Here is an 11,878-nt window from a genome sequence, read left to right as displayed (position 1 = left end):
TGGTGGCGGGTTTTTTTTTGTCACGCATTTTGCATGGGAAGAGTGCGAAAACAGCGTTTCAGTGTTAGCGTTACAACAAAAGATTGTTATGCTTGAATTATGGCGATGTCGTACCCATTACTGAGGGACTAGCTGATAATCCGTCCATAAGGTTACAATCAGCACAGCAGGTTTTTTCAAATTTTATCCAGGAGACGGAAATGTCATACAGCGGCGAACGAGATAACTTTGCACCCCATATGGCGCTGGTGCCGATGGTCATTGAACAGACCTCACGTGGTGAGCGCTCTTTTGATATCTATTCTCGTCTACTTAAGGAACGCGTCATTTTTATGACTGGCCAGGTCGAAGACCATATGGCTAACCTGATTGTGGCGCAGATGCTGTTCCTGGAAGCAGAAAACCCGGAAAAAGATATCTACCTGTACATCAACTCCCCTGGTGGGGTAATTACTGCCGGGATGTCTATCTATGACACCATGCAGTTTATTAAGCCGGACGTCAGCACCATTTGTATGGGCCAGGCGGCCTCAATGGGCGCGTTCCTGCTGACTGCCGGGGCGAAAGGTAAACGTTTTTGCCTGCCTAACTCTCGCGTCATGATCCACCAGCCTCTGGGCGGTTACCAGGGCCAGGCAACGGATATTGAAATTCATGCCCGCGAAATCCTGAAGGTAAAAGGGCGCATGAACGAACTTATGGCGCATCATACGGGTCAATCTCTTGAGCAGATTGAACGTGATACCGAGCGCGATCGCTTCCTCTCCGCTTCTGAAGCGGTAGAGTACGGTCTGGTCGACTCGATTTTGACCCATCGTAATTAATGCCCAGTGCGCAGGTGTGCCGCTATAATTACCTGGAGCGGCACAACGCTGACTAGCGTCTTGCGCCTGAGAATGGCATTTGCGTCGTCGTGTGCGGCACAAAGAACAAAGAAGAGGTTTTGACCCATGACAGATAAACGCAAAGATGGCTCGGGCAAATTGTTGTACTGCTCTTTTTGCGGCAAAAGCCAGCATGAAGTGCGGAAGCTGATTGCCGGTCCATCCGTGTATATCTGCGACGAATGTGTCGATTTGTGTAACGACATCATTCGCGAAGAGATTAAGGAAGTAGCACCGCACCGTGAACGCAGTGCGCTGCCGACGCCACATGAAATTCGCAATCACCTGGACGATTACGTTATCGGTCAGGAACAGGCGAAGAAAGTGTTGGCGGTCGCGGTATACAACCATTACAAACGTCTGCGCAACGGCGACACCAGCAATGGCGTCGAGTTGGGCAAAAGTAACATCCTGCTGATTGGCCCGACGGGGTCCGGTAAAACGCTGCTGGCTGAAACGCTGGCGCGCCTGCTGGACGTTCCGTTTACTATGGCTGACGCCACCACGCTGACCGAAGCCGGTTATGTGGGTGAAGATGTTGAAAATATTATTCAGAAACTGCTGCAGAAGTGCGACTACGACGTACAGAAAGCGCAGCGCGGGATCGTCTATATCGATGAAATCGACAAGATTTCTCGTAAGTCTGACAACCCGTCCATTACCCGTGACGTTTCTGGCGAAGGCGTACAGCAAGCGCTGTTGAAACTGATCGAAGGTACGGTTGCCGCCGTTCCGCCGCAGGGGGGACGTAAACATCCGCAGCAGGAGTTCCTGCAGGTTGATACCTCCAAGATCCTGTTTATCTGCGGTGGCGCGTTCGCTGGTCTGGACAAAGTGATCGCTAACCGTGTTGAAACCGGCTCCGGCATTGGTTTTGGCGCAACGGTAAAAGCGCAGTCTGATAAAGCCAGCGAAGGTGAGCTGCTGTCGCAGGTGGAGCCGGAAGATCTGATCAAATTTGGTCTGATCCCTGAGTTCATCGGTCGTCTGCCGGTGGTGGCAACGCTGAGCGAACTGAGTGAAGAAGCGCTGATCCAGATCCTGAAAGAGCCGAAAAACGCCCTGACCAAGCAGTACCAGGCGCTGTTCAACCTTGAAGGTGTCGATCTGGAGTTCCGTGAGGAAGCGCTGGATGCTATCGCCAAGAAAGCGATGGCGCGTAAAACCGGTGCCCGTGGTTTGCGTTCCATCGTCGAAGCCGCGCTGCTTGACACCATGTACGATCTGCCTTCGATGGAAGACGTCGAAAAAGTGGTGATCGATGAGTCGGTGATTGGCGGTCAGAGCAAGCCATTGCTGATTTACGGTAAGCCGGAAGCACAGCAGGCATCTGGCGAATAATTCATCAATTCATACAGACATTTAATTAAAAAGGGGGGATTTTATCTCCCCTTTTATTTTTCCGTAAACATGGCGTTGAATGTGTGGGAAACATCCCCATATACTGACATACATGTTAAAGGTGGTGTGAAGCACAGTCGTACCACCTGATTACCTGGCGGACACTAAACTAAGAGAGAGCTCTATGAATCCTGAGCGTTCTGAACGCATTGAAATCCCCGTATTGCCGTTGCGCGATGTGGTGGTTTATCCGCACATGGTCATACCCTTATTTGTAGGGCGGGAAAAATCTATCCGTTGTCTGGAAGCGGCTATGGACCATGATAAAAAAATCATGCTGGTCGCACAGAAAGAAGCGTCAACGGATGAGCCGGGTGTAAACGATCTTTTCACCGTCGGGACCGTGGCCTCTATTTTGCAGATGCTGAAACTGCCTGACGGCACCGTAAAAGTGCTGGTCGAGGGGTTACAGCGCGCGCGTATTTCTGCGCTGTCTGACAACGGCGAGCATTTCTCTGCAAAAGCGGAGTACCTTGACTCGCCTGCCATTGATGAGCGCGAACAGGAAGTGCTGGTGCGTACCGCTATCAGCCAGTTCGAAGGCTATATCAAGCTGAACAAGAAAATCCCACCAGAAGTGTTGACGTCGCTGAACAGCATTGACGATCCCGCGCGTCTGGCGGACACCATCGCTGCGCACATGCCGCTGAAGCTGGCAGACAAGCAGTCCGTGCTGGAGATGTCCGACGTTAACGAACGTCTGGAATATCTGATGGCGATGATGGAATCTGAAATCGATCTGCTGCAGGTTGAGAAACGCATTCGCAACCGCGTGAAGAAGCAGATGGAAAAATCCCAGCGCGAGTACTATCTGAACGAGCAGATGAAAGCTATTCAGAAAGAACTCGGCGAGATGGATGATGCGCCGGACGAAAACGAAGCGCTGAAACGCAAAATCGACGCGGCGAAAATGCCGAAAGAGGCAAAAGAGAAAGCCGAAGCAGAGCTGCAGAAGCTGAAAATGATGTCTCCGATGTCGGCGGAAGCGACCGTGGTCCGTGGCTACATCGACTGGATGGTACAGGTACCGTGGAATGCGCGTAGCAAGGTCAAAAAAGACCTGCGTCAGGCGCAGGAAATCCTCGATACCGACCATTACGGTCTGGAACGCGTCAAAGACCGTATCCTTGAGTATCTCGCGGTTCAAAGCCGTGTGAACAAAATCAAGGGGCCGATCCTGTGTCTGGTTGGGCCGCCGGGGGTAGGTAAAACTTCTCTGGGCCAGTCCATCGCGAAAGCGACCGGGCGTAAATACATCCGTATGGCGCTGGGCGGCGTACGTGATGAGGCTGAAATTCGCGGTCACCGTCGGACCTATATCGGTTCGATGCCGGGTAAACTGATCCAGAAAATGGCCAAAGTGGGCGTTAAAAACCCGCTGTTCCTGCTCGATGAGATCGACAAAATGTCTTCCGACATGCGTGGCGATCCGGCTTCCGCGCTGCTTGAGGTGCTGGATCCAGAGCAGAACGTGGCGTTCAGCGATCACTACCTGGAAGTGGACTACGATCTCAGCGACGTGATGTTCGTTGCGACTTCGAACTCCATGAATATTCCGGCGCCGTTGCTGGATCGTATGGAAGTGATCCGTCTGTCCGGCTACACCGAAGACGAGAAGCTGAACATTGCTAAACGTCACCTGTTGCCGAAACAGATTGAGCGTAACGCGCTGAAAAAAGGCGAGCTTACGGTCGACGATAGCGCCATTGTGGGCATTATTCGTTACTACACCCGTGAAGCGGGCGTGCGTAGTCTGGAGCGTGAAATCTCTAAACTGTGCCGCAAAGCCGTGAAGCAGTTGCTGCTCGACAAATCACTGAAACATATTGTGATCAATGGCGACAACCTGCACGACTACCTGGGCGTGCAGCGCTTTGACTATGGTCGCGCGGACAACGAAAACCGCGTCGGTCAGGTGACCGGTCTGGCGTGGACGGAAGTGGGCGGCGATCTGCTGACCATCGAAACCGCCTGCGTTCCGGGTAAAGGCAAGCTGACCTACACCGGTTCTTTGGGTGAGGTAATGCAGGAGTCTATTCAGGCTGCACTGACCGTGGTGCGTGCGCGCGCGGAAAAACTGGGTATTAATCCGGACTTTTACGAAAAACGCGACATCCACGTTCACGTACCAGAAGGGGCGACGCCGAAAGATGGTCCAAGTGCCGGTATTGCCATGTGTACCGCGCTGGTTTCTTGTCTGACCGGTAACCCGGTACGCGCCGATGTGGCGATGACCGGCGAGATCACTCTGCGTGGTCAGGTGCTGCCAATCGGTGGTTTGAAAGAAAAACTGCTGGCGGCGCACCGTGGCGGCATTAAGACGGTCTTAATTCCAGATGAAAACAAACGTGACCTGGAAGAGATTCCGGACAACGTGATTGCCGATCTGGACATCCATCCGGTGAAACGTATCGAGGAAGTTTTGACGCTTGCGCTGCAAAATGAACCCTCTGGAATGCAGGTTGTGACCGCAAAATAGTGACCTCGCGCAAAGAGCACTAATAAAAACAGGGCTGGCAGGCCATTTCGGACTTGCCAGCCTTTTTTTGTATAGCTAATTTAGATGACGGATTAGGCTTGCCATCATTAACGGGTGTTGTAAGGGCATGGCAGGCCTGATATAACTGCTGCGCGGTCGCACTTTGAAGGATTCAGGTGCGATATAAATTATAAAAGAGGAAGAGAAGAGTGAATAAATCTCAACTGATCGACAAAATTGCTGCAGGGGCTGATATCTCTAAAGCTGCGGCTGGACGTGCGTTAGATGCAATTATTGCTTCTGTTACCGAATCCCTGAAGGAAGGCGATGACGTAGCGCTGGTAGGTTTTGGTACTTTTGCCGTTAAAGAGCGTGCTGCCCGTACTGGTCGCAACCCGCAAACAGGTAAAGAGATCACCATCGCCGCGGCTAAAGTACCGGGCTTCCGTGCAGGTAAAGCACTGAAAGACGCGGTAAACTAAGTGATTTCCCCTTTGGGGATGTGACGAAGTACAAGGGCGCATCAACTGATGTGCCTTTTTTATTTCTGATTCCGGTACTTTCTACGTGTTGTGGGCTGACAATTGCCCCCGTTTCTTGTCACAATAGGCCTTTGTGCGCAGCGTTCAGGAAACGCTATGCTGCGTGAAGCATATATACTCAAAATCCTTGCCACCGTTGTTGTAACAACGTGCAGGCGGCTTGAAGGATAACGCGTATAGTCATCTACAGCGGAGTGTGGTTACACCATGATGGACAGCTTACGCACGGCTGCTAACAGTCTCGTGCTCAAGATTATTTTCGGTATCATTATCGTGTCGTTCATTTTGACCGGCGTGAGTGGTTACCTGATTGGCGGGGGCAACAATTACGCCGCCAAAGTGAATGGCCAGGAGATCAGCCGCGGGCAATTCGAAAATGCGTTCAATAGCGAACGTAACCGCATGCAGCAACAGTTGGGCGATCAATACTCTGAGCTGGCGGCGAATGAAGGCTATATGAAAACGCTGCGTCAGCAGGTGCTGAATCGTCTTGTAGACGAAGCGCTGCTGGATCAATACTCCCGCGAGCTGAAGCTCAATATCAGCGACGATCAGGTTAAACAGGCTATTTTCGCCACGCCTGCTTTCCAGGTGGACGGCAAATTTGATAACAACCGCTACAATGCGATTGTTAATCAAATGGGAATGACCGCCGATCAGTACGCTGAGGCATTACGTAATCAGCTTACTACCCAGCAGTTGATCAACGGCGTTGCCGGTACGGACTTCATGCTGAAAGGCGAAACCGATGAGCTGGCGGCGCTGGTCGCACAGCAGCGTATCGTGCGTGAGGCGACGATTGACGTTAACGCGCTTGCCGCGAAGCAATCCGTTACCGAGCAGGAAGTTGCCAGCTACTACGAGCAGAATAAAAACAACTTCATGACGCCGGAACAGTTCCGCGTGAGCTACATCAAGCTGGACGCTGCTGCACTGCAGGAGACGGCCAGCGATGCTGATATTCAGTCTTACTATGACCAGCATCAGGACCAGTTCACTCAGCCGCAGCGTAACCGCTACAGCATTATTCAGACGAAAACGGAAGATGAAGCTAAAGCGGTACTGGATGAGTTGAGCAAAGGCGCAGATTTCGCTGCGCTGGCGAAAGAAAAATCAGCCGACATCATCTCTGCCCGTAAAGGTGGCGATATGGGATGGCTGGAAGATTCCACCACTCCGGATGAGCTGAAAAATGCCGGCCTGAAAGACAAAGGCCAACTGTCCGGTGTGATTAAATCTTCCGTTGGTTTCCTCGTTGCGCGTCTTGATGACGTACAGCCTGCGCAGGTTAAACCGCTGAGCGAAGCCCGTGACGACATTGCGGCGAAAGTGAAGCAGGAAAAAGCGCTGGATGCGTACTATGCGCTGCAGCAGAAAGTGAGCGATGCAGCCAGCAACGATAACGAATCCCTGGCGGGTGCGGAGCAAGCTGCCGGTATGAAAGCGGTTGAAACGGGCTGGTTTAGCCGTGACAGTCTGCCGGAAGAGCTGAATTTCAAACCCGTCGCTGACGTCATTTTCAATGGGGGTCTGGTTGGCGAGAACGGTACGCCTGGCAGTAACTCTGACATCATTACCGTGGATGGCGATCGCGCGTTTGTGCTGCGTATTGCAGAGCACAAAGCCGAAGCCGTTAAGCCACTGGCTGAAGTGAAAGAGCAGGTTACTGCGCTTGTTAAGCACAATAAAGCAGAGCAACAGGCTAAGCTGGATGCCGATAAACTGCTGGCAGACCTGAAAGCCGGTAAAGGCGATGAAGCGATGAAAGCAGCAGGTCTGAGCTTTGGTGAGGCGAAAACACTGAGCCGCACGGGTCAGGATCCTCTGAGCCAGGCAGCCTTTGGTCTGAGCCTGCCAGCAAAAGACAAACCGAGTTACGGCGTGGCAAACGATATGCAGGGCAACGTTGTTCTGCTTGCGCTGGACGAAGTGAAAGCGGGTTCTATGCCTGAAGCGCAGAAGAAAGCGATGGTTCAGGGGATTACTCAGAACAACGCGCAAATTACCTTTGAAGCGCTGATGAGCAATCTGCGTAAAGCCGCAAAAATTAAAATCGGTGACGCGCTGGAACAGCAGCAATAACCGAGGCAGCTCGCATAAAATTGCAAAAAGTTGTATTAACCAAAGGCCGCTTTCGCGGCCTTTTCCATTTCTGATATTTGCCGTTTGTCTGCTGTTCTGCACCTCGCTATCGTGATTCCACTGTTAACAAACACGGAGAAAACAGTATGAAACATGGAATCAAAGCCCTGCTTATCACCCTTTCATTGACCTGCGCCGGTATGGCCCAAAGCGCATTGGCTGCAGAGCCTGTTGCCAAAAGCCACGCGACTCAAACCAAAGCGGATGCCTCAGGGGCGGCGCAAAGCAAGGCTACGCAACCCGCTAAAGCAAGCGATGATGAAGGCACCAGGGTAAGCATCAATAGCGCTTCTGCGGAGGATTTAGCGCGAGTGATGAATGGGGTCGGACTGAAAAAAGCCCAGGCGATTGTCAGCTATCGTGAGGAGTATGGGCCATTTAAAACGGTCGATGATTTAAAGCAGGTGCCGGGGATGGGCAGTTCTTTGGTAGAGCGTAACCTGGCAGTTTTAACACTTTAATAACTTGCGCAGTGGCCAATATTTGCCACACTAGAGAGGTCATACCAGTTATGGCCTCACTACCCTGAATATATTCCTATAAAAATGTAAGGTTCCTGCGCTATGCAAACACAAATCAAAGTTCGTGGTTTTCATCTTGATGTCTATCAGCACGTCAACAATGCTCGTTATCTTGAGTTTCTGGAAGAAGCACGCTGGGATGGACTGGAAAACAGCGACAGTTTTCAGTGGATGACCGCTCACAACATCGCTTTTGTGGTTGTGAATATTAATATCAACTATCGTCGTCCGGCGGTGCTGAGCGACCTGCTGACTATTACCAGTCAGGTGCAGCAATTAAATGGCAAAAGCGGCGTGTTGAACCAGACTATCACCCTGGAGCCGGAAGGACAGGTGGTGGCAGATGCGTTGATAACCTTCGTCTGTATTGATTTGAAAACGCAAAAAGCACTACCGCTGGAAGGGGAGTTGCGCGAAAAACTGGAGCTGATGGTGAAGTAGTGGCTGCGAGTGCTTGCAGGCCGGATAAGCAAAGCGCCATCCGGCATCGCTCAACCCATTACTTTAACCCGGTTTTCTGCTTCATCGCCGTCATCACTGCCGGTTTATCCGCCAGATAATGGTTAAGACCGTTGGCGCGCAGATTACAGGCCGCGCAGTGACCACAACCGTCACCTTTGATACCGTGATAGCAGGTCAGCGTTTCTTCGCGTACCAGGTCCAGCTTGCCCCAGTAATCGGCCAGCGCCCAGGTTTCGGCTTTATCGATCCACATCAGCGGAGTTTCAAAGCGGATATCTTTTGCCATCCCCAGGCTCACGGCATAGTTCAGAGCCTTGACGAACTCATCGCGACAGTCGGGATATCCAGAGAAGTCGGTTTCACAAACGCCGGTAATGACCGCCTCTGCCTGCACCTGATATGCGTAAATCGCCGCCAGCGTTAAAAACAGAATATTGCGTCCGGGCACAAAGGTATTGGGAATGCCATTCGCATCCGGTTCGTAATCAGGCACCGGAATGTTATCACGGGTCAGGCTACTGACAGCCAGTTCGCTAAGCAGCGTGACATCAAGCACTTTGTGCGCACGCGCGCCGAGTTTAAAGGCCAGATCACGTGCGACATCAATCTCAGCGCGATGACGCTGACCATAATCAAAGGTCACGCAGTGGACTTCATCATACTGATGTAGCGCTTGCGCCAGACAGGTCGTGGAGTCCTGACCTCCACTGAATACAACAACGGCACGTTTCATGGCTTTTCCTGACAAATAACGAAACCCATATGGTAGCGCCTGGACGTGGTGTCGACCAGCTTCTTCATGCTGAAGGGGGCGGTAACCAGGCTTCGGTGAACTCAAACCAGCCGCGAGGATTCAGACGCACGCCGTTCACGCCCGGTGGCGCACTAATACGATAGTGATAATTGAACAGCGGAGTCAGCGTGGCATCATGCATCAGCGTGGCGAACACTTGCTGTAACGCTGCGTGACGATCATCTTCATTGGCCTGGACTTGCAGGGCATCCAGAGTGGTCTGCAAATGTGTGTATTCAGGGGCATTCAAGACATGTGACCAGAGTTGATCGCAGCGTAACCACTGTTCGAGGGTATATTCAGGCGCTTCGCCAATCAGCCTGTCACCCATCATCAGGTCGGCCTGCGCTAAAGGATGATTACCGTCCCAGTTTTTTGCATTATGAAATATAAGCGTTAATTCACAGCCGAGTAGCGCCAGCGCCTGGCGAAGCTGTTCAGCCATGGCATGTAGTTCAACCGGCAGGTGATATGCCAGCGTCAGTTTTTCCGGTAGCGCTACCTCGTCCAGTTCATCCCATTGCGGGATCGTCCATCCAGGCAGCAGCGCATTGCTCGGGGTTATCAGATTTTCATCTACCTCCAGCGTTTGTAGCAGGGAAGAACGGTGGATAATATTGACCAGTCGGCGGGCCTGCAGGATATTCAGGCGTGCGCTTTTTCTGAGCGTGAGATAGCAAAAACCGAGGCTTATTCCGCTGCTCACCTGGCTGAGCATGGGCAATTCTTCAGGTTTACCAATCGCAATTTGCACCGGATGGCGACAGCTGGTGCCCAAATCCTGGGAGAAGAGTTGCGGAGTTATCCAGTATTCAATCGCTTTCAGGAGTGGATGACTCAGGTGGTAGTGATCGTGACTCTCGATACGCACCAGCTCAGGGGTAAACAGCGTCAACCGGAACGGGCCGGTACCCACAAACGGGTGCTCAGGATGCGCCAGGTGACTGCTGTAGCTTGCCAGACGGTGCGCCAGCCAGAAGTCGGGACGATGCAGAATAAAGGTCAGACACTGGGGATGGGTCACCTCAATATGTTTGACGCTGATGAACAATTTGTTCAGGGCGGGTAGCTCAAGTAGCATCAACAGTTGTTGGTGTAACTGCGTGCTGCTGACGGCATCGCCGTTATGCCAGTACAGCGTGGAGCGAATATAGAAATCCCAACGCAGGCCGTCGGCGGAGATATTCCAGTGGTGAGCTAAATCACCGCAGGGGCGTTGTGTATGCGTGTCAAACCGGGTCAGGCCAGAGAATACCTGCCCGGCGAGATGTTGCTCTGCGCGACCAGGGAGAAATCCGGGGTGCAAAGGGTCGAGCTGGCGGTAATAGGGGATACGCAGGGTTGGCGTGTCGTTTTGCCACTGGCCGCCCATAAACGGCTGTAGCAGGGCTCTTAATTCACCCGGCGCCAGTTGGGCCAGCTCCAGCACGTTAAGCTGTTCCCCCTTTTGCAGCGCCTGCTCCATCATGGTATTACGTAGCGATTCTGGCGTAACCAAAAAACATAGCTGCCCGCGTTTACCCCGCCCTGACTGGGCGTGCCACTCCAGCCAGCCTGCATCCTGCGCTTGTTTTAACAGGGTTCGCACGTGGCGCTCACTGCAAAAACAGCGTTCAGCCAGTTCGCCAATGGTCACCGACTGCGGCTCCCCGTTCGAGGGCTGCCACAGGCGTTGGTATTGATTCAGTCGGTTCAATAGTCGCATATAAACCCGGAACAATTCATTTTATCTATTCACTATTACTTCCGTATATCTCAGGTGATACTGAATCACAAGTTAACCGCCTCACAGTGTGGAGAAAGAGATGGCTCGTCTGGCTGCATTTGATATGGATGGCACCCTTTTGATGCCGAATCACCATTTAGGTGATGAAACGCTTTCAACGCTGGCGCGCCTGCGTGAACGTGATATCACTCTGACATTTGCCACCGGTCGTCATGTGCTGGAGATGCGCCATATTCTGGGTTCTATTTCGCTGGATGCCTTTTTAATCACGGGTAACGGTACGCGCATTCACTCGCTGGAGGGTGATGTGCTGCACCGCCAGGATCTGGATCCGAATGTTGCGGATAGTGTATTGCACCAGAAGTGGGACACCACGGCCAGCATGCATGTCTTTAATGACAACGGTTGGTTCACCGGACAAGAAATTCCAGCGCTGCTTCAGGCGCATGTGTATAGCGGATTTCGTTACCAGATCGTGGATGTGAAACGTATTCCCGCCCACCAGGTAACGAAGATCTGTTTCTGCGGCGATCATGACACGCTGATCCGTCTGCGCATTCAACTCAATGAGGCGCTGGGTGAACAGGCGAATCTCTGTTTCTCCGCGGTTGATTGCCTCGAGGTGCTGCCGCTGGGATGTAATAAAGGTTCTGCGCTGGCGGTATTAAGCAACCACTTAGGTTATTCAATGGCCGAGTGTATGGCGTTTGGCGATGCCATGAACGATCGCGAAATGTTAAGTAGCGTAGGGCGCGGCCTGATTATGGGTAACGCGATGCCGCAACTGATTGCTGAACTGCCTCATTTATCGGTGATTGGGCATTGCCGTAATCAGGCAGTATCACACTTTTTGACGCATTGGCTGGACAATCCGCATCTACCTTATTCCCCCGAATGAGAGATCCCTTCCAGCAAGCCAGACTTCGCG

At 52.3% G+C, this 11,878-nt stretch carries 10 protein-coding genes; 8 read left to right on the top strand and 2 right to left on the bottom strand.

All coding sequences use genetic code 11. From position 1 onward, the window contains the following. Positions 1–200: 200 nt before the first annotated feature. The 7 genes from clpP to fadM all read left to right on the top strand — a co-directional run bounded on the left by clpP (position 201) and on the right by fadM (position 8,410). Positions 201–824, top strand: a complete 624-nt coding sequence (gene clpP, locus OGV69_RS08820; RefSeq protein ID WP_032939995.1) for an ATP-dependent Clp endopeptidase proteolytic subunit ClpP — start codon at positions 201–203, stop codon at positions 822–824. 126 nt (positions 825–950) lie between these two features. Then, positions 951–2,225 carry an ATP-dependent protease ATP-binding subunit ClpX gene (clpX, locus tag OGV69_RS08815; protein ID WP_003831013.1) on the top strand — a complete coding sequence of 425 codons (1,275 nt, stop codon included), beginning with the start codon at positions 951–953 and terminating at the stop codon, positions 2,223–2,225. Between the two features lie 184 nt (positions 2,226–2,409). Beyond that, the gene (gene lon, locus OGV69_RS08810; protein ID WP_038638272.1) at positions 2,410–4,764 is read left to right on the top strand and encodes an endopeptidase La; all 2,355 of its coding nucleotides are present in this window, start codon (positions 2,410–2,412) and stop codon (positions 4,762–4,764) included. 209 nt (positions 4,765–4,973) lie between these two features. Beyond that, positions 4,974–5,246 (top strand): nucleoid-associated protein HU-beta, encoded by a 273-nt coding sequence (gene hupB, locus OGV69_RS08805; protein ID WP_003021629.1) that lies wholly within the window; start codon positions 4,974–4,976, stop codon positions 5,244–5,246. A gap of 267 nt (positions 5,247–5,513) precedes the next feature. Continuing rightward, positions 5,514–7,388, top strand: a complete 1,875-nt coding sequence (gene ppiD / locus OGV69_RS08800; RefSeq protein ID WP_069323959.1) for a peptidylprolyl isomerase — start codon at positions 5,514–5,516, stop codon at positions 7,386–7,388. A gap of 146 nt (positions 7,389–7,534) precedes the next feature. Next, entirely contained in the window at positions 7,535–7,909 is a 375-nt protein-coding gene (locus OGV69_RS08795; RefSeq protein ID WP_042310096.1) for a helix-hairpin-helix domain-containing protein, read from the top strand. Positions 7,910–8,011: 102 nt separating this feature from the next. After that, positions 8,012–8,410: a long-chain acyl-CoA thioesterase FadM gene (gene fadM, locus OGV69_RS08790; protein ID WP_042310094.1), complete on the top strand. Its 399-nt coding sequence runs from the start codon at positions 8,012–8,014 to the stop codon at positions 8,408–8,410. Between the two features lie 58 nt (positions 8,411–8,468). Here the strand turns inward: fadM and queC are convergent, their stop codons facing one another. Then, positions 8,469–9,164: a 7-cyano-7-deazaguanine synthase QueC gene (queC, locus tag OGV69_RS08785; RefSeq protein WP_069323960.1), complete on the bottom strand. Its 696-nt coding sequence runs from the start codon at positions 9,162–9,164 to the stop codon at positions 8,469–8,471. Positions 9,165–9,228: 64 nt separating this feature from the next. Continuing rightward, positions 9,229–10,929, bottom strand: coding sequence for an SgrR family transcriptional regulator (locus tag OGV69_RS08780; protein ID WP_069323961.1), 1,701 nt, complete (start codon positions 10,927–10,929; stop codon positions 9,229–9,231). Positions 10,930–11,029: 100 nt separating this feature from the next. Between OGV69_RS08780 and cof the strand changes: the two genes are divergently transcribed. Next, the gene (gene cof / locus OGV69_RS08775) at positions 11,030–11,848 is read left to right on the top strand and encodes an HMP-PP phosphatase (RefSeq protein ID WP_069323962.1); all 819 of its coding nucleotides are present in this window, start codon (positions 11,030–11,032) and stop codon (positions 11,846–11,848) included. Positions 11,849–11,878: the final 30 nt, after the last annotated feature.

It is taken from the genome of Citrobacter sp. Cc139, assembly GCF_030334645.1.
Classification (GTDB): Bacteria; Pseudomonadota; Gammaproteobacteria; order Enterobacterales; family Enterobacteriaceae; genus Citrobacter; species Citrobacter werkmanii.
Note: the sequence above shows the minus strand (reverse complement) of the source record. Positions and strands in the feature narration are given on the sequence as shown.

Coding starts and splice junctions, on each gene's coding strand:
- OGV69_RS08795 (WP_042310096.1), top strand. CDS start 7,535: ATGAAACATGGAATCAAAGCCCTGCTTATCACCCTTTCATTGACCTGC.
- fadM (WP_042310094.1), top strand. CDS start 8,012: ATGCAAACACAAATCAAAGTTCGTGGTTTTCATCTTGATGTCTATCAG.
- lon (WP_038638272.1), top strand. CDS start 2,410: ATGAATCCTGAGCGTTCTGAACGCATTGAAATCCCCGTATTGCCGTTG.
- clpX (WP_003831013.1), top strand. CDS start 951: ATGACAGATAAACGCAAAGATGGCTCGGGCAAATTGTTGTACTGCTCT.
- ppiD (WP_069323959.1), top strand. CDS start 5,514: ATGATGGACAGCTTACGCACGGCTGCTAACAGTCTCGTGCTCAAGATT.
- queC (WP_069323960.1), bottom strand. CDS start 9,164: ATGAAACGTGCCGTTGTTGTATTCAGTGGAGGTCAGGACTCCACGACC.
- cof (WP_069323962.1), top strand. CDS start 11,030: ATGGCTCGTCTGGCTGCATTTGATATGGATGGCACCCTTTTGATGCCG.
- clpP (WP_032939995.1), top strand. CDS start 201: ATGTCATACAGCGGCGAACGAGATAACTTTGCACCCCATATGGCGCTG.
- OGV69_RS08780 (WP_069323961.1), bottom strand. CDS start 10,929: ATGCGACTATTGAACCGACTGAATCAATACCAACGCCTGTGGCAGCCC.